The sequence below is a fragment of the Sinobaca sp. H24 genome, assembly GCF_023845525.1.
In genome coordinates this window covers 18,423-36,542 of record NZ_JALBWT010000013.1, presented here as the reverse complement: position 1 = coordinate 36,542, position 18,120 = coordinate 18,423, and the positions used below count along the sequence as shown (strand labels likewise).

Here is an 18,120-nt window from a genome sequence, read left to right as displayed (position 1 = left end):
GCGCGCATGAAAGGGATGCTTGATCCGATATTTGAAGAAAAAGTTATCGGACAGGTGGAAATCCGCCAGCTCTTTAAAGTATCGAAAATTGGTACATTGCAGGAAGCTACGTAACGGAAGGTAAAATCACGAGAGACTCTACGGTCCGCCTTATCCGTGATGGCATTGTTATTTATGAAGGTGCAATCAACGCGCTTGAAACGTTTTAAAGATGACGTAAAAGAAGTAAGTGCCGGCTATGAGTGCGGTGTACGTTAACAAGTTTAATGATCTGCGAGAAGGCGACGTTATTGAAGCGTATGTTATGGAAGAAATTAAACGCACATGATCGGAGCCGTTCATTTTGAATGCCTGATACACAGCGCTTATTCCTTAAAGGATAAGCGCTCTGTGCTTTTACGGCTGAAAAACAAAATCCGGAAGCACTGCAATGTATCTATTGCAGAAATGGACTATCACACATGGAACCTCACAGCCCTTCTGTTGTTACCGTAGCCAATTCAAAAAAAGCAGCTGAAAAAGAGCTGGCACACGTTTTAGAATGGGCAGACAGGGAAATGGAAATAGAACGAACAATCACAACGTATGAGTGGCTGTAAGAAGGAGGAAGAACGATGAGTAATATTCGCGCCAATAGGGTTGGGAGCAGATGAAAAAAGAGCTGGCTTCCATGTTTACAAGAGACCTTAAAGACCCAAGAATTGAATTTATCACAGTAACCGGTGTGGACGTGACCGGCGACCTGCAGCAGGCTAAAGTATTTATTACCGTGCTAGGTGACGATGAAAAGAAAAACGACGCGCTTCAGGCGCTGACGAAAGCAAAAGGATATATCCGCAGCGAAATTGGCAAACGGATCCAGCTTCGCAAAACGCCGGAGATTATGTTTGAGTTTGATGAATCGATCGATTACGGTAATAGAATCGAATCCCTTCTTAAAGAAATTCACCACGAAGAAGATAAATAGAAGGTATAACGAAGAAAGAACTGTCCATAAGAAGGATTATTTTCTCAAGAAAATAGACCTTGATTTATGGACAGTTCTTTTTGTTTTGCGCTAGTATAGATAGGAAGAGCGAATTGATAGATAAGAGGGGCCGTCATTATGAGTATAGAAGGTATTATTCCCGTATGGAAACCCGCAGGCATCACGTCGCATGACTGCGTTTATAAGATGAGAAAGATTGCCCGCACGAAGAAAGTGGGCCACACCGGCACACTCGATCCGGCGGTAGAGGGCGTACTTCCGATCTGTATCGAGCGCGCCACGAAAATTTCCGATTACATGATGGATCTTCCTAAAAGCTACAGGTGTGTCGTCGCGCTCGGCAGCAGCACAACGACGGAAGACGCAGAAGGGGAACAGGTGGAAACACTGGATCCGGGTGAATTTTCACAAAAAGAAATCGAAGACACGTTAGAGCAGTTTACCGGGGAATTAGTGCAGATTCCGCCTATGTATTCAGCGGTAAAAGTAAACGGCAGAAAGCTTTATGAGTATGCGCGAGAAGGAAAATCTGTAGAAAGACCTTCTAAAAAAATAACCATCTATTCGATTACCCTGAACGAAGACAGTCTGTCCTACGATAATGGTATATTTACATTTGAATGCGACATTGTCTGCAGTAAAGGCACTTACATACGGACGCTCGCTGTTGATATAGGTCGTGCGCTTAGTGTACCGGCACATATGCAAAGCCTTGTGCGCACAGGATCAGGACCCTTCAGAGAACAGGACAGCTGGACGCTGGAAAGTCTGGCACAGCTTCAGGAGGAAAGCATGCTCGAAACGGCAGTTATTCCTATTACCGACGCACTGGCTCATATTGACAGGAGGGAAGCGGCTGCCGATGAGCTGGCATTAATCAAAAACGGAGCTGTACTCTCTTATAAGGAGGACATGCCCTCCCTTTTTATATACATGTCCGGTTCTACTCCGCTGGCTGTATACGAAAGACATCCTTCAAAACCGGATAAAATAAAGCCAAAAACGATGCTCTACATTGAAGCCGGGTCGTAGCAGAAAACGAGGCGATTGGAAAGGTGAGACGATGAAAACTATCTATGTTTATCACGACAACGTACCAAAGGCCGAGGAGCTTCCGCCTTTAGTAATGGCTTTAGGTTATTTTGACGGGGTCCACCGCGGCCATCAGGAGGTCATCCGAACGGCAGGAGAAATAGCTGCAAAAAAGCAGGCAAAGCTCGCCGTAATGACATTCAGCCCTCATCCTAAAACAGTATTATCGCCGGATTATTCCGAGGAAACGATGCGCTACATTACACCGCTTCCCGTCAAGGAAGAACAGATGAAGCAGCTTGGTGTGGATTATCTGTTTGTCGTTCATTTCGACCAGCAGTTTGCGGAGCTGGAGCCTCAGGAGTTTGTAGACTCCTATTTAATTGGAGCGCGTACGGTTCATGTAGTGGCAGGTTTCGACTTTTCCTACGGCCGCCTCGGAAAAGGAACGATGGAGACACTTCCTTTTCATGCCCGGGGCAAGCTGGACTACACGACCGTTGGAAAAAAAGAATGGGAACATGAGAAAATCAGCTCTACGCTGATTAAGCAGTGTATTTTGGAGGGTGATGTGGAAAAAGCTGCTATACTGCTCGGAAGATTATACACGGTGGGCGGACTGGTTGTTAAAGGCGAACAGAGGGGGCGGACGATCGGCTTTCCGACCGCCAATGTATTAATAGAAGAACCATATATGGTTCCGGATACCGGAGTTTATGCCGTATGGTTTACAGTGCAGGGAAGACGATGGAAAGGGGTTTGTAATATTGGCTACAAGCCTACGTTTCATGATATAAGAGCAGAACGGCCGGAAGTGGAAGTGCATGTATTTGAAATGGATGAATCCATTTACGGGGAAAAAGTAGAAGTGGAATGGGTCCAGCGCCTGCGCGGGGAAAAGAAATTTTCTTCAGTGGATGATCTTATCGCCCAGCTGCACCTCGACAAAGAGAAGGCGCAGGAAATCCTTGCAGATGGACAGCCGCAGAGCAGGATGAAGGAATTATGAAAAGTAAGAAGAATGCCTTGCTTTTTCGCTGAAAAAAGCGTATTCTATTGAATGTAATCAAGCCGTTGCTTGGCCTGCACGTTCCTCCGACGTCCTGCTAGGGAATTGGCGTTAACTAATTGAAGGAGGTGCTTTGGATGGCTTTAACATTAGAAAGAAAAACTGAAATTGTTGAGCAGTACAAAACGCACGAAAATGATACGGGTTCACCGGAAGTACAGGTAGCAATTTTAACGGAGCAGATCAACACACTTAACGAACACCTGCGTACACACAAGAAAGATCACCACTCACGCCGCGGTTTGTTAAAAATGGTTGGTAAGCGTCGTAACCTGCTTACGTACCTTCGTAACAAAGATATTACGCGTTACCGTGAACTAATCAAAAGTCTTGGATTGCGTAGATAAATGTAAGAGAAGCGGGAGGGCAACTCCCGCTTTTTTTGCCATTTTAAGATATTACTACAGCCCGCGGGCTGTTATATATAGTTTTTACATGAACATATGAACGAAGGCAGCACTCTGGCAGTGCGCACTATAGAAACAGGAGGATACCCTATTGAGCACAGAAAAAGAAAGCAAATCGTTTAGTATAGATTGGGCAGGACGGGAATTAACGATTGAAACAGGGAAATATGCAAAGCAGGCCAACGGAGCGGTAATGGTCCGCTATGGTGATACAGTAGTATTATCTACAGCTACGGCATCGAAAGAACCAAAGGACCTGCCATTTTTCCCATTAACGGTAAACTACGAAGAGCGCCTGTATGCCGCCGGTAAAATTCCGGGCGGGTTTATTAAACGTGAAGGGCGTCCAAGCGAGAACGCTATTTTAACAAGCCGCTTAATTGATCGTCCCATTCGACCGTTATTTCCGGATGGTTTTCGTAATGATCTTCAGGTAATCAGCATTGTCATGAGCATCGATAAAGACTGCTCGCCGGAAATGGCCGCAATGATTGGCTCTTCTATGGCGCTCAGCGTGTCCGATATTCCTTTTGATGGACCGATCGCAGGCGTACGTGTAGGACGTGTGAACGAAGAATTCATTATTAATCCTACAATGAAGCAGCTTGAAGAAAGCGATATTGACCTTACCGTTGCAGGTACGAAAAATGCGATTAACATGGTAGAAGCAGGAGCAAAGCAGGTTACAGAAGACGTGATGCTCGAAGCGATTATGTTCGGCCATGAAGAAATTAAAAAGCTTGTTACGTTCCAGGAAAAGATCGTTTCTGAAATGAACGTAGAAAAGCGTGAGATCGAGCTGCGCACTCCAGATGAGGCACTGACAGAGCGGGTAAAAGAAGCAGCAGGAACAGATCTACGCGAAGCCGTAATGGTCAGAGAAAAGCAGGCCCGTGATGTAGCGACTAAAGAAGTATCCGACCGGATACTTGAATCTTTTTCAGAAGAAGAGCATGGCGAAGTAAAAGAAATTATTCAGGGTCTTGTTAAAAAAGAGTTCAGAAAACTAATTACAAAAGATAAAATCCGTCCGGACGGCCGTACATCCGATGAAATCCGCCCATTGACATCAGAAGTTAAGCTGCTGTCAAGAACGCACGGTTCCGGTTTGTTCACACGCGGTCAGACGCAGGCACTCAGCGTATGTACACTGGGTCCGCTCGGTGATGTTCAGATTCTTGACGGCATTGGCGAGGAAGAATCCAAACGCTTTATGCACCACTATAACTTTCCTTCGTTCAGCGTAGGGGAAACCGGACCTATCCGTGCACCGGGCAGAAGAGAAATCGGCCACGGAGCCCTCGGAGAAAGAGCGCTTGAAGCGATCATTCCCGACGAAAAGGATTTTCCATATACGATTCGTCTCGTATCGGAAGTGCTTGAATCAAACGGTTCCACCTCGCAGGCCAGCATCTGTGCAAGTGCTCTTGCGATGATGGATGCAGGTGTTCCTATTAAAGCACCCGTAGCAGGTATTGCAATGGGTCTGGTTAAAGAAGATGAAGATGTTACAGTTCTCACAGATATTCAGGGAATGGAAGATGCGCTCGGAGATATGGACTTTAAAGTTGCCGGCTCTGAAAAAGGCGTAACCGCGCTCCAGATGGATATTAAAATTGACGGCATTGACCGTGAAATATTAAAATTCGCGTTAGAGCAGGCAAGACAGGCACGTCTGCACGTATTGGACAATATGCTTTCCGCTATCGGCGGATCAAGAGAAGAGCTGTCCACGTATGCACCGAAAATCCTGACGCTTCATATCAAACCGGAAAAAATCCGTGACGTGATTGGACCGAGCGGAAAAACGATCAACCAGATTATCGATGATACCGGTGTAAAAATTGATATTGAGCAGGATGGCACCGTTTATATTTCTTCTACGGATTCGAGTGCAAACGCGGCTGCCAAGAAACGAATTGAAGATCTTGTTCGTGAAGTACAGGTCGGCGAAACGTATCTTGGTAAAGTAAAGCGCATCGAGAAATTCGGCGCCTTTGTAGAACTGTTTAAAGGAAAAGATGGACTCGTACACATTTCACAGCTTGCTGAAGAGCGCGTGAACAAAGTAGAGGACATTGTTAAGCTTGATGACGAAATTATGGTTAAAGTAACAGAGATTGATAACCAGGGACGTGTCAACTTATCAAGAAAAGTGTTGTTAAAAGAAGAAAGCAGCAATAAATAAGAAAAATAAGATCGGATTCCGACTGGACATGCAAATTGAATAGGCACGAATCCAAAAAGCTTGGCTTAGGCCAAGTTTTTCTTATATATGAGAACAAAAGAGGCAAAAAGGAGGAAGCTGTTGATAAATAGAAAAGAACTTGATAACGGAGTGCGGATTGTAACTGAACATATTCCTTTCGTCCGCTCCATCACAATAGGCATTTGGGTCGGTACCGGCTCTCGTTATGAAACAGCAGAAGAAAATGGTATATCTCATTTTCTGGAACATATGTTTTTTAAAGGGACAGACACAAGAACACCTTCGGACATTGCGGAAAACTTTGATCGTATCGGCGGACAGGTGAATGCATTCACAGCAAAAGAGTATACGTGTTTTTATGCCAAAGTGCTGGACGACCATGCCGGGCAGGCGCTTGATATTCTTTCTGACATGTTTTTCCATTCTACTTTTGATAAAGAGGAACTGGAAAAAGAGCGCAGCGTTATTTTTGAAGAGATAAAAATGGTCGATGATACACCGGATGATATTGTGCACGACTATTTGGATGCTGTTTCCTATGGAAACCATTCGCTTGGACGCCCGATACTGGGTACGACAGACACGGTCGGTTCATTTACTTCCGAATCACTGAAGGCGTATTTGGATAAATATTATACAGGCAGTAATGTTGTCATTTCCGTAGCCGGAAATACGAACGAAGCACTTTTGGAAAAGGTGGAAGAAACGTTCTCTGTTTTAAGCCAAAAAGGCTCTGGAAACCAGTCGGAGAGTCCTATATTTCTGCCGGGGAAAGCGTTCTTGCCAAGCCGGCCGAACAGGCTCATCTTTGTCTTGGATTTCCAGGGCTGGAGGCAGGGCATGATGATTCGTTTGCACTCGTCCTGTTAAACAATGCTCTCGGAGGAAGTATGAGCAGCAGGCTTTTTCAGGAAATTAGAGAAAAAAGGGGTCTTGCTTATTCCGTCTACTCTTATCAATCCGCTTACCGCGACAGCGGGATGCTGACCATTTACGGTGGGACAGGAGCAGAACACCTGGATGAAATGTTTGATTCCATGCAGGCTGTCATTAAAGATTTGTCTCAAAACGGAATCAGCCGAAAAGAATGGGAGAACGGGAAAGAACAGCTTAAAGGAAGCCTTATGCTTGGACTGGAGAGCACGAGCAGCCGGATGAACCGCAACGGCCGCAATGAGCTGCTGCTCGGTTACCACCAGAGCCTGGATGATATTTTGGAAAAAATAGAAGCTGTTACGCTCGAGGATACAGCACGTACCGCGGACTCTCTTTTAGGACAGGATTATTCGATTTCGCTGATCAGTCCTGAAGGCAGGCTGCCGGAAAATCATCAGAAGAAAACAGAAATTTCCCGTCGTTAGGCATTTCTACTGAAATATCTGCAGGCGATTCAGAATCATTTATGTTAATATAGATAGAGATAAAATGAATTTGTTATTTTGAAAGGGAGTATAACTCAATGTCAAATGAAACAGGATTCACGGTAGCAGTAGTAGGAGCAACAGGAGCGGTCGGCCAGCAGATGCTGAAGACGCTCGCAGAGAAGAAATTTCCGATTAAGGAATTAAAGCTTCTTTCCTCAAGCAGGTCAGCAGGCAAAAAAGTAGAATTTCAAGGAAATGAATATACGCTCGAGGAAGCGAAGCCGGAATCTTTTGATGGTGTTCAAATTGCCTTATTCTCTGCAGGAGGTTCAGTATCAAAAGAATTAGCGCCGGAAGCTGTAAAACGCGGAGCTATCTGCATTGATAATACAAGCGCCTACCGGATGGACAAGGACGTTCCTCTTGTTGTTCCGGAAGTAAATGAAGCCGATCTTCATAACCATAATGGCATTATTGCAAATCCGAACTGCTCCACCATTCAAATGGTTGTAGCTTTGGAGCCTATCCGTAAAAAGCACGGCCTGAAGAAAGTGATCGTTTCGACGTACCAGGCAGTTTCAGGTGCCGGGTGGGCGGCAGTAGAAGAAATGAAAAATCAGTCCCGTGATGTGCTGGATGGAAAAGACGCCGCGCCAGAAATTCTTCCTGTCGGCGGCGACAAAAAACATTTTCCGATTGCGTTTAATGCGATTCCGCAGATTGATAAGTTTCAGGATAACGGCTATACCTTTGAAGAAATTAAAATGATGAATGAGACGAAAAAGATTCTGCATCAGGATGAGCTTGAAGTAGCTGCAACCTGCGTACGTCTGCCGGTTGAAACCGGTCATTCCGAATCAGTATACATTGAAACAGAAAACGGGAATCCGGATGTGGAAGAATTAAAGACGCTTCTCAAAGGTTCTGCAGGAATTACGCTCAAAGACGATCCTGCCAATCAGGAATATCCAATGGCACTTGACAGTGTCGGCCTGCCGGACGTATTCGTCGGCCGCATCAGAAAAGATCTGGATCGCGCGAACGCCTACCATTTCTGGGTCGTTTCCGACAACCTTTTAAAAGGAGCTGCCTACAACTCCGTACAGATTGCAGAAAGCTTACTCAAACTTGGGCTTGTAAAGCCATCGTAAAATGATGAACGAGGTGCAGTATGAAAGTCATTGTACAAAAATTCGGAGGAACATCCGTTAAAGATGAAGCAACAAGAGAACTCGCGGCGGCTCATGTAGCACGTGCGGTAGAAGAGGGATATAAAGTCGTTGTCGTTGTTTCGGCAATGGGACGGCAGGGAGATCCCTATGCGACCGATACGCTGCTCGGACTGTTGAACCAAAACGGCTCCCGGATCGGCACGAGGGAAAAAGATATGCTCGTAAGTGTTGGAGAGACCATTTCTTCTGTTATTTTCACGGAGCTGCTGCAGTCTAAGAAGCTGAAAGCTGCTGCTATGACAGGGGCACAGGCCGGATTCCGCACGGACGGGCAGTATGGTTCAGCCCGTATTGTGGATATGCAGACAGATGCGCTCGTCAAGCGTCTTGAAGAAACAGATGTAGTCGTAGTAGCTGGTTTTCAAGGGGTATCCGGAGACGGAGAGCTGACTACGCTCGGCCGGGGAGGCAGCGATACGTCGGCGACGGCCATCGGCGCGGCGCTTCAGGCAGAATATGTAGATATATTTACAGACGTGGAAGGAATTATGACGGCGGATCCCCGTATAGTGGAGGAAGCAGAAATTCTTTCCTCTGCAACATATCAGGAAATCTGCAATATGGCCTACCAGGGCGCCAAGGTCATTCACCCGCGTGCTGTAGAAATTGCTATGCAGGGAAAAGTTCCAATTCGTATTCGCTCTACGGCCTCTAATGCGCCTGGAACGCTTATATCAGCTATTATCGGCGGCGCGGCAGGATCTGACCGGATCGAGCGCCAGGTGACGGGAATTGCCCATATTTCAGGCGTGACTCAGGTTACCGTAGAACATGCAGAGGGTGTTGCACAGCAGGCAGCTATATTTAAGGAACTCGCTGAAAATGATATATCGGTTGATTTTATATCGATTCAGCCGCAGCGCCTCGTTTTTACGATACCTGATGAGAAAAGTCCGGACGTGAAAGCACTGCTGGCTGCAAAACAGCTGGAAGGCAGCTTTATCCACAACTGCGCCAAAATATCCGCAGTAGGTGCCGGCATGACAGGGGTACCGGGTGTGGTTTCCAAAATTGTGGGAGCTCTTGCAGAGCAGGAGATATCCATTCTTCAGTCTGCTGATTCCCATACAACGATTTGGACGCTCGTTCACGGGGAAGATATGAATAAAGCCGTGCTGGCGCTGCATCAAATGTTTGAATTAGGCCGGCAGGTGAAACAGTAGTATAGTACAGCATTCTCCATTTTCCTATATGAAAAAACTAAAGTAAAAAGGAAAGGGGGAGGGAGAGCTTGGACTTTGGCCGAATATTGACCGCCATGGTCACTCCCTTCGACAGCGAGGGGAAGATTGACTGGCAGGGTCTAGAAAAAGTAGTAGAGCATTTGATTCTGACCGGGAGTGAAGGGTTGGTTATTGCCGGAACGACCGGCGAATCACCTACGCTCACGACCGATGAAAAGTTAAAGCTATTCCAGCGGACAGCTGAAATCAGTGGACGGCGCGTTCCTGTTATTGCAGGCACGGGCACCAATGATACAGGCTATTCCACCGCATTAACGGAAAAAGCTTCGAAACTCGGTATTGATGGAATTATGGCGGTCACGCCATATTATAACAAGCCCAGCCAGGAAGGGATGTATGAACATTTCAAAGCGATTGCGTCAGCAACGACCCTTCCTGTCATGGTGTATAACATACCGGGCCGCTGCATTATCAACCTGCAGGCGGAAACGATGATTAAACTAGCAGGCATTCCCAACATTACTTCGGTGAAAGAAGCAAGCGGAAGCCTGGATCAGATTTCTCACATCATTGCTTCAACACCAGAGCACTTCGCTGTTTACAGCGGAGATGATTCGATGACTCTTCCCATTATGAGCGTAGGCGGACACGGCGTTGTATCCGTTGCCGCGCATATTGCAGGTCACGAGCTCAGAGAAATGGTTCAGGCCTTCTCTGAAGGGTCTATAGAGCACGCCTCAGCGATTCACCGCTCGCTGCTTCCGAAAATGAAAGCATGCTTTATTGCTCCAAATCCAGCACCGGTTAAAGCGATGCTGGAACAGCAGGGGATTATATCGCGTGATACAAGACTGCCGATGCTCCCGCTGACGGATGCAGAAATTAAACAACTGGAACAATGGTTCAGCCTGGCCTGATGGCCGGGTTTTTTATTTTCCAATGCAGGATTGAAACGACTTGTTTACATATAGAAATAAAACCCAGCCCCTTTTCCGATAGTAAAGAGACCTTGTATTCTTATTTCCAGTTGCGTTATACTACAATCAAGTGCTGGACCGGGTATGCAACGTAAATAGATGACTGCTTCGATCACACTACTACAGAAGAATATAGACTATATAGGAGGAAACACATTGTCAAATCAAAATACAGACAGCATTCGTATTTTTGCCTTGGGCGGCGTAGGCGAAATTGGTAAAAATATGTATGTTGTGGAAACAGAAGAAGATATCCTAATTATTGAAGCGGGGTTAATGTTTCCGGAAGATGATATGCTCGGCGTAGATATTGTTATTCCGGATATATCATATCTCGTGCAAAACAAAGAAAAAATCCGTGGAATTATTGTGACGCACGGTCACGAAGATCATATAGGAGCCCTTCCTTACATTCTGCGTAAAATTAATGCACCCGTATATGGAACAAAGCTTACTATTGCTATCGTAGAAGATCACATTAAAGAAAACGGACTCCGCAAGAAATCGGATCTCCGCTCGTTTGATCCTAAATCCCGTCTGACGATAGGAAGCCTGCCTGTGAGCTTCTTTAGAACGACCCACAGCCTTCCTGATTCTATCGGCGTATGCATAGATACTCCGCAGGGACTAATCGTGCACACGGGTGATTTCAAGTTTGACCAAACGCCGATCGACGGCCAGCTTACCGAAATAGGTAAATTAACCAATTACGGGAAAAAAGGTGTCCTCTGTCTGCTTTCGGATAGTATCAATGCCGAAGTGCCGGGAACCACACCTTCTGAAGCAGTCGCCGGCGAACAGATGATGGATGCTTTTATTGAAACAACCGGACGTATCGTTGTCACAACGTTTGCTTCCAATATCCACCGCATTCAGCAGGTGATTAACGCTTCGGAAAAAGAAGGCCGGAAAATCGCAGTAGTGGGCCACAGTATGCTCAAAGCTATTGAAATTTCACATAAACTCGGCTATCTTCAGCGCCACGATGATACATTTATCGAAGCAAATGAAGTAGAAAGCTACGCACCGCATCAGATAACCATTCTTTGTGCGGGAAGCCAGGGAGAGCCGATGTCCGCTCTGACCCGTCTTGTAAAGGGCGCAAACCGCCAGCTTTCCATTCAAGAAGGGGATAAAGTTCTGATTGCAGCAAACCCTATACCGGGCCACGAAAAAACGGTCAGCCGTACGATTGATGCTATCTACCAAATGGGAGCGGAAGTTGTCTACGGTAAAAACAGCATTCATACATCTGGTCATGCCAGCCAGCAGGAATTAATGACGATGCTTAATATCGTCAAGCCAAAGTATTTCATCCCAATTCACGGGGAGTACCGGATGCAGTCCGCTCACGGCGAACTTGCTGAAAAAGCGGGTGTTAATCCAGCTAATATCTTTTTAGTCGATAAAGGCGAAGTTGTGGAATTTACGAAACGCAAAGCCCGCCGTGCTGGGAAAGTAGCTTCCGGAAACGTTCTAATTGATGGGCTTGGCGTAGGAGATGTCGGAAACATTGTCCTTCGAGACAGACGCCTGTTATCCGAAGACGGTATTCTTGTCGTTGTCGTCACTCTTCACAAAAAAACAGGAACCATTGCTTCCGGGCCGGACATTATTTCGAGAGGATTCGTGTATGTACGCGAATCGGAAGAACTGCTTGAAGAAGCAAACAAAAAAGTGACGGCCACTTTAGAAAAATGCATTGCAGAAAAAGAAAAAGAATGGTCTACCTTAAAAAGCAGCGTCCGGGACGTGTTAAGTCGTTTTCTTTATGAGAAAACAAAGCGCCGCCCGATGATCCTGCCTATTATTATGGAAGTGTAATAGTAAAAAAGAAAAGTCCTGCTGGTTGGAATCCTTGATTCTCCAGCAGGCTTTTTGCATCCGGAAAACGGAAAATATATGCTGTGCCGCCTTAGCAGCAAAGGCATATGCTATAATAACAGCAGGCATATCAGAGTAAAGAAGGGCTTTAAAACAACAGGTGAGAACAGATAATGAGGTGGATTCTAAGTGGCAAAAAAAAGAAAACGAACAAAAAAATGGACAAAAAAACGTAAAAGCGAAATGAAAATAGAATGGACGGGACTGGTTCTGCTTACCCTGGCTTTAACAGCGCTGTTTCAATTCGGCCTGGTAGGGGAACTGCTCGTTTCTTTTCTGCGTTTTTTTGCAGGAGATTTTCACATCGTATTGAATCTGGCTGTGATCGTTATAGCAGCAGCGTTTATTTTTAAGAAAAAATGGCCGCGTATTAATAAACGTATCGGGGCCGGTGTGTTACTGGGCGGACTATCCGTCTTGATATTCAGTCATATTGCCTTTATGAGTGGAACAGAAGGAGGCAGTCTGGCTGTCACATGGAATGCGTTCACGGAGCAGGCATCAGGTGCAGCTAACGCATCGATTGGCGGAGGCATGACGGGAGCTCTTCTTTACGCGGGTACATACACTCTGTTTGGGGTGCCCGGCTCTTATTTAATAGCCGTGCTGCTGGCCATTGTAGCGCTGATGATTATTACCGGCGTAACCATTCAGGATCTGGCCAATGGAACAAAAACAAAAGCAGCACCTGCCATGAAAAAAACCGGAGCTGTACTTAATGAAAAGTATCAGGCTTCCAAAGAACAGCGGGAACAAAAAAGGCAGGCGCGGGCAGAAGAACCAAAAGAGGCAAAAAAAACCGGCTGCCAAGGCTAAAGAGCCGGTGTACGAACAGCAGGAGCTTGTAGAACAAGAACCGGAAACACCGCTAATCTATAATTTTGCTGAGAATGCATATAATAAGCCGGAAGAACCGGAAAAGAAAGAAGCTCCTCCAGCAGCAGGAGCAGCTGAGTCACCTGTTGAATCCGGGGGAAGCAGTGAAGAGGCAGAAGAACCCGTGCTGGCCTCGTCGGCAGAAGAAGAAAACAAAAATTACATTCTGCCATCGCTCGATCTGTTGAATGCACCGGAGCGCAACACCCAGCATGTAGAAAAGCGCATGCTGAGCTCTAATGCAAGAAAACTTGAAGAGACTTTGTTAAGCTTTGGAGTGAAAGCAAAAGTAAACGAAGTTCATCTCGGACCTGCCGTGACTAAATATGAAGTACAGCCGGATACAGGTGTGAAAGTGAGCCGAATTGTTAATTTAACCGATGATTTAGCACTGGCTCTGGCCGCGCGTGATATCCGTATAGAAGCCCCTATTCCCGGTAAATCAGCTGTTGGTATTGAAATACCGAATCAGGAAGTGGCTATGGTGACGGTTCGGGAAGTGCTGGAAACAGGAATGAAAAAAGACAATCATCCGCTCGCGGTTGCACTCGGTCGGGACATATCGGGTGAACCAGTGCTGGCCGCACTGAACAAAATGCCTCACCTGCTCGTAGCAGGTGCTACAGGAAGCGGAAAAAGTGTCTGTATTAATGGCATTATTACAAGCATTCTTATGAAAGCGAAGCCTCACGAAGTAAAACTGATGATGATTGATCCTAAAATGGTAGAGCTTAATGTATACAACGGTATTCCCCACCTGCTCGCACCGGTAGTAACCGAGCCGAAACGGGCCGCGCAGGCGCTGAAGAAAGTTGTTGCTGAAATGGAGCGCCGCTACGACCTGTTTTCCCATACAGGGACGCGGAACATGGAAGGCTATAACCAATACGTAAAAAAAGAAAACGAAAAAAACGGAGACAGGCAGCTGGAGCTGCCCTACATCGTTGTTATTGTCGATGAGCTTGCTGATCTAATGATGGTCGCTTCAAGCGATGTGGAAGATGCGATTACTAGACTTGCCCAGATGGCAAGAGCTGCAGGGATTCATATGATTATCGCAACCCAGCGCCCATCTGTTAATGTAATAACAGGAGTAATTAAAGCAAACATCCCTTCCCGGATTGCATTTGGAGTTACGAGTCAAATTGACTCCCGCACCATTCTCGACAGCGGAGGTGCTGAAAAGCTTCTTGGAAAAGGGGATATGCTGTTTTCTCCGGTAGGATCCAATAAGTCGACGCGTATTCAGGGTGCTTTTATTTCCGATGGCGAAGTGGAGTCTATTGTCGCCTCGGTAATTGCCCAGCAGAAAGCAAACTACCAAGAGGAAATGATTCCTGATGACAAAGTAGAGCAGGCAGAAGAAATAGACGACTCTTTATATGATGAGGCGGTAGCTTTTGTCGTAGAAAGACAAAGTGCTTCCGTTTCGATGCTGCAGCGGAAGTTCCGCGTAGGATATACGAGGGCGGCCCGCCTTATTGATGCGATGGAAGAGCGCGGTATTGTAGGTCCGTATGGCGGAAGCAAACCAAGAGACGTTATTTCCGCTCCTCCAGCAGCTGAAGAAGAAGCACCACGGTACTAAGAAAGGGGCTCAAAGCCAATGGTAGAAAAAGAGCATATTAATACAGGAGCAGCGCTTCACCTGCTGCCGACGAAAAAATTCAAAACAACTACGATACTGCTGCAGATGCTGGCACCGCTTGAGAGGGAAACGGCTACAGAACGTTCCCTGCTTGCCCAGGTGTTAAAAAGTGCAACAGCCGACCATCCTTCACGTAAAAGCATCCGCTCCCACCTGGATTATTTATATGGAGCGGTATTTACAACGGATGTCGCCAAAAAAGGTGATTATCATCTGCTCACGTTTCGGCTTGATATTGCCAATGAGCGGTATATTGAAAATGCAGAACCACTTCTTGAGGAAGGTCTTGCTTTTCTGAAGGGAGCCGTTCTGGCGCCTTATCTGGAAAATGGCGTATTCTCCGAAAAAATTATAATGGAAGAAAAACGCAACCTCCAGCAGCGGATGGAAGCTGTTTATGACGATAAAATCCGCTATGCGAACAATCGCATGCTGCAGCATATGTTTCCGGAAGACCCATACAGATTACAGGCACAGGGAGAATTGGACCGTCTGGAGGCTATCACGGCAGACAGGCTCATGACGATCTATCATTCCATGATTCAAGAAGATAAAGTGGATATGTATATTATTGGGGATGTAGAAGAAGAACAGGCGGTCAAAGCTGCATCGGCATTTGACGTTTTTGAAAATAACCTGCATGTAAAAGAAACGGCAGGAACCGCTTACTCAGTAAGGGAAACACCTAATCACATAAAGGAAACGGATGATATCCAGCAGGGAAAGCTTCATATTGGCTGCCGGGTGCCGGTGTATTTTAAAGACTCCTCATTTGCTGCCATGCAGGTGGCTAATGCGCTGCTAGGCGGATTTCCTCATTCAAAGCTGTTTCTAAACGTTAGAGAAAAAGAAAGCCTGGCTTACTATGCAGCCTCCAGATACGACAGTTTGAAAGGCTTTGTCACGATAATGGCAGGAATTGAAACATCCCAGTATGATAAAGCGCTCGCTATTATTACAGAGCAGATTGAAGATATGAAAATAGGCCGCTTTACCGAAGACGAAGTAGAGCAGACTAAAGGAATGCTTGTTAATCAGCTGCTTGAAACAGCGGACTCTGCCAAAGGCACCGCTGATCTGCTTTATCAGGGAATCGTCGGAGAACGCCAGGTTTCCATGGATGAATGGATCAGCCAGGTAAAAGCCGTTACGCTCGAAGAAGTCGCCGACTGCGCAGCGGATATTGTCATTGATACTGTATTTTTTCTTCACGGAGAGAAGGAGGACCAATAAATGAACACGCTTGAAAAAAACACGATAGATGAAACACTTTACTACGAAGTACTCGATAACGGTCTGCAGGTATATATCCTGCCTAAAAAAGGCTTCCATAAAACATTTGCAACATTCACGACGAACTATGGTTCCATCGATAATCACTTTACACCGATTGGGAAAAGCGAGCCGGTAAAGGTACCGGACGGTATTGCTCACTTTCTTGAGCATAAAATGTTTGAAGATGAAGAAGGGGACGTATTTCAGACGTTTGGCAAACAAGGAGCGTCGTCGAACGCTTTTACAAGCTTTACAAAAACGGCCTATTTGTTTTCAAGCACGGCCCAGACGGAAAAAAATATCAGTACGCTGCTTGATTTTGTCCAGCACCCTTATTTTACAGAAGACAGCGTTGAAAAAGAAAAAGGCATTATTGAGCAGGAAATCCGCATGTATGAAGACCAGGCGGACTGGCTTGCCTTTTTCCAGCTCCTCGGCGGCATGTACCATGAACACCCTGCTAAAATTGATATCGCCGGCACGGTAGCGTCTATTTATGACATTACGAAAGAGGATTTGTATACGTGCTATGAAACGTTTTACCACCCTTCCAATATGGCGCTGTTCATTGCAGGCGACGCCGATCCGGAGGCACTGATGGCACTTATCAAGGAAAATCAGGCAGGAAAGGAGTTTCCACCTGCACCGGAGCTGAATCGAATTCTTCCGGAAGAGCCGGCAGAGGCCGCAGCTCCTAAGAAAATTTTGGAAATGAGCGTAAACACGCCAAAAGTACTGGTTGGCTATAAAGTACTTCAGGAGAGAACAGGCGAAGAGTTAATGCGCTACGAACTCGCCATGGATCTGCTGATGGATACGTTAATCGGTCCCGGGACTACCTTTTATGAATCTCTCTACGAGGAAGGCTTGATAGATGACTCCTTTTCCGGTGAGTTTCAGGTAGACCGTTCCTTCACCTTTTTCGTAGCAGGCGGCGATACGTCAGATCCGGATGAGCTGCAGAACCGTATTACCAGCCTTCTGGAATCCAAAGACCCGTCCGCCTTTGACTCAGAAATGTTTGAGCGTATTAAGCGCCGTAACATTGGTACATTTCTGCGCCAGCTCAACAGCCTGGAATTTATGGCCAGTCAATATACAAGCTATGCCTTTGCAGGAATGGACATGTTTGATACAGCTGCAATGCTGGAATCTATCACGGCAGAAGAATGTCTGGAACTATGGAAGCAGCATTTTCAAGGACCGGAACGTTCGGTTTCCCAGGTCATAAAAAAGAACAATGAGTAACAGACCATTTGTATTAGTAACAGGAGCAAGCGGAGCCATTGGAAGCGCCGCTGCTGAGAAGTTAGCCGGTGAAGGATATTCCTTGTTTCTCCATTGTCATAAAGCTCCGGAGAGCCGGATGAATCAGCTCGCCGGCAAGTGCCGGGAACATGGTGCGCAGGCATATATTCTCCGTGCCGATCTATCAAAAGAAAACGGTGCGGAATTATTGCTCAAGCAGGTGCACTCCCCGGTCAGCGGCCTGGTATACGCAGCCGGTGCCTCCCTGTACGGTCTGCTGCAAGACGCACAGCCTGAAGAAATAATGAGCCAGTTTCACGCTCATTTAATTCAGGCTGTGTTTATGTGCCAAAAGCTGCTTCCTCCCATGATTCAGGAAAAGCAGGGGAAAATCGTGTTCATTTCTTCTATCTGGGCGACCAGCGGGACAGCAATGGAAACCGTTTATTCGGCTGCAAAGGGAGGAATGGAAGCATTTATTCGTTCCCTTGCTAAAGAAGCAGCTCCAAGCGGTATAAATGTAAATGCCGTAGCCCCTGGAGTGATTGATACACCGATGAACCATATTTTTTCAGCAGAAGAGCGGGCGCAGCTAATGGAACAGATCCCAGCAGGAAGAATGGGCCGGCCGGAAGAAATAGCAGAAGCAGTTGCTTTTTTGTTTTCCACCCGGTCCGCCTATATGAATGGGCATATTTTACAAATCGACGGCGGCTTTTCATAAAAA

The 18,120-nt window shown here is 46.3% G+C and carries 13 protein-coding genes and 3 pseudogenes; all 16 read left to right on the top strand.

Annotated features, from left to right (window positions below; translation table 11 throughout):
- The first annotated feature begins 324 nt into the window (after nucleotides 1–324).
- Entirely contained in the window at nucleotides 325–495 is a 171-nt protein-coding gene (locus tag MMY81_RS35445; protein WP_374562184.1) for a DUF503 family protein, read from the top strand.
- A complete protein-coding gene (locus MMY81_RS16965; protein WP_252313783.1) occupies nucleotides 462–599 on the top strand; it encodes a hypothetical protein in 138 nt (45 codons plus the stop codon). The genes MMY81_RS35445 and MMY81_RS16965 overlap by 34 nt, the downstream gene beginning before the upstream one ends.
- A gap of 15 nt (nucleotides 600–614) precedes the next feature.
- Nucleotides 615–967 (top strand): annotated as a pseudogene (gene rbfA / locus MMY81_RS16960) (30S ribosome-binding factor RbfA).
- A gap of 138 nt (nucleotides 968–1,105) precedes the next feature.
- The gene (gene truB / locus MMY81_RS16955) at nucleotides 1,106–2,020 is read left to right on the top strand and encodes a tRNA pseudouridine(55) synthase TruB (RefSeq protein WP_253076001.1); all 915 of its coding nucleotides are present in this window, start codon (nucleotides 1,106–1,108) and stop codon (nucleotides 2,018–2,020) included.
- 31 nt (nucleotides 2,021–2,051) lie between these two features.
- Entirely contained in the window at nucleotides 2,052–3,029 is a 978-nt protein-coding gene (locus MMY81_RS16950) for a bifunctional riboflavin kinase/FAD synthetase (protein ID WP_252313782.1), read from the top strand.
- A 137-nt stretch (nucleotides 3,030–3,166) separates the two neighbouring features.
- A complete protein-coding gene (gene rpsO / locus MMY81_RS16945; RefSeq protein ID WP_252313781.1) occupies nucleotides 3,167–3,436 on the top strand; it encodes a 30S ribosomal protein S15 in 270 nt (89 codons plus the stop codon).
- 151 nt (nucleotides 3,437–3,587) lie between these two features.
- On the top strand, nucleotides 3,588–5,684 hold the full coding sequence (locus MMY81_RS16940; RefSeq protein ID WP_252313780.1) for a polyribonucleotide nucleotidyltransferase: 2,097 nt from the start codon (nucleotides 3,588–3,590) through the stop codon (nucleotides 5,682–5,684).
- Between the two features lie 120 nt (nucleotides 5,685–5,804).
- A pseudogene (locus MMY81_RS16935) lies at nucleotides 5,805–7,066 on the top strand (M16 family metallopeptidase).
- 98 nt (nucleotides 7,067–7,164) lie between these two features.
- Nucleotides 7,165–8,220 (top strand): aspartate-semialdehyde dehydrogenase, encoded by a 1,056-nt coding sequence (gene asd, locus MMY81_RS16930; protein ID WP_252313779.1) that lies wholly within the window; start codon nucleotides 7,165–7,167, stop codon nucleotides 8,218–8,220.
- Between the two features lie 20 nt (nucleotides 8,221–8,240).
- A complete protein-coding gene (gene dapG, locus MMY81_RS16925) occupies nucleotides 8,241–9,464 on the top strand; it encodes an aspartate kinase (protein ID WP_252313778.1) in 1,224 nt (407 codons plus the stop codon).
- A gap of 68 nt (nucleotides 9,465–9,532) precedes the next feature.
- Complete coding sequence (gene dapA, locus MMY81_RS16920) at nucleotides 9,533–10,402, top strand: 4-hydroxy-tetrahydrodipicolinate synthase (protein ID WP_252313777.1); 870 nt, start codon at nucleotides 9,533–9,535, stop codon at nucleotides 10,400–10,402.
- A 216-nt stretch (nucleotides 10,403–10,618) separates the two neighbouring features.
- Nucleotides 10,619–12,286 carry a ribonuclease J gene (locus MMY81_RS16915; protein ID WP_252313776.1) on the top strand — a complete coding sequence of 556 codons (1,668 nt, stop codon included), beginning with the start codon at nucleotides 10,619–10,621 and terminating at the stop codon, nucleotides 12,284–12,286.
- 243 nt (nucleotides 12,287–12,529) lie between these two features.
- A pseudogene (locus MMY81_RS16910) lies at nucleotides 12,530–14,810 on the top strand (FtsK/SpoIIIE family DNA translocase).
- Between the two features lie 18 nt (nucleotides 14,811–14,828).
- A complete protein-coding gene (yfmF, locus tag MMY81_RS16905) occupies nucleotides 14,829–16,103 on the top strand; it encodes an EF-P 5-aminopentanol modification-associated protein YfmF (RefSeq protein ID WP_252313775.1) in 1,275 nt (424 codons plus the stop codon).
- Nucleotides 16,104–17,393 carry an EF-P 5-aminopentanol modification-associated protein YfmH gene (gene yfmH, locus MMY81_RS16900; RefSeq protein WP_252313774.1) on the top strand — a complete coding sequence of 430 codons (1,290 nt, stop codon included), beginning with the start codon at nucleotides 16,104–16,106 and terminating at the stop codon, nucleotides 17,391–17,393.
- On the top strand, nucleotides 17,386–18,117 hold the full coding sequence (ymfI, locus tag MMY81_RS16895; RefSeq protein WP_252313773.1) for an elongation factor P 5-aminopentanone reductase: 732 nt from the start codon (nucleotides 17,386–17,388) through the stop codon (nucleotides 18,115–18,117). Before yfmH ends, ymfI begins: the two co-directional genes overlap by 8 nt.
- The last annotated feature ends 3 nt before the right edge of the window (nucleotides 18,118–18,120 follow it).

Bases quoted from the DNA above. Each gene is read 5' to 3' on its own strand.
- MMY81_RS35445 (WP_374562184.1), top strand. From the start codon at position 325: ATGATCGGAGCCGTTCATTTTGAATGCCTGATACACAGCGCTTATTCC.
- MMY81_RS16965 (WP_252313783.1), top strand. From the start codon at position 462: ATGGAACCTCACAGCCCTTCTGTTGTTACCGTAGCCAATTCAAAAAAA.
- truB (WP_253076001.1), top strand. From the start codon at position 1,106: ATGAGTATAGAAGGTATTATTCCCGTATGGAAACCCGCAGGCATCACG.
- MMY81_RS16950 (WP_252313782.1), top strand. From the start codon at position 2,052: ATGAAAACTATCTATGTTTATCACGACAACGTACCAAAGGCCGAGGAG.
- rpsO (WP_252313781.1), top strand. From the start codon at position 3,167: ATGGCTTTAACATTAGAAAGAAAAACTGAAATTGTTGAGCAGTACAAA.
- asd (WP_252313779.1), top strand. From the start codon at position 7,165: ATGTCAAATGAAACAGGATTCACGGTAGCAGTAGTAGGAGCAACAGGA.
- dapG (WP_252313778.1), top strand. From the start codon at position 8,241: ATGAAAGTCATTGTACAAAAATTCGGAGGAACATCCGTTAAAGATGAA.
- yfmF (WP_252313775.1), top strand. From the start codon at position 14,829: ATGGTAGAAAAAGAGCATATTAATACAGGAGCAGCGCTTCACCTGCTG.
- yfmH (WP_252313774.1), top strand. From the start codon at position 16,104: ATGAACACGCTTGAAAAAAACACGATAGATGAAACACTTTACTACGAA.
- ymfI (WP_252313773.1), top strand. From the start codon at position 17,386: ATGAGTAACAGACCATTTGTATTAGTAACAGGAGCAAGCGGAGCCATT.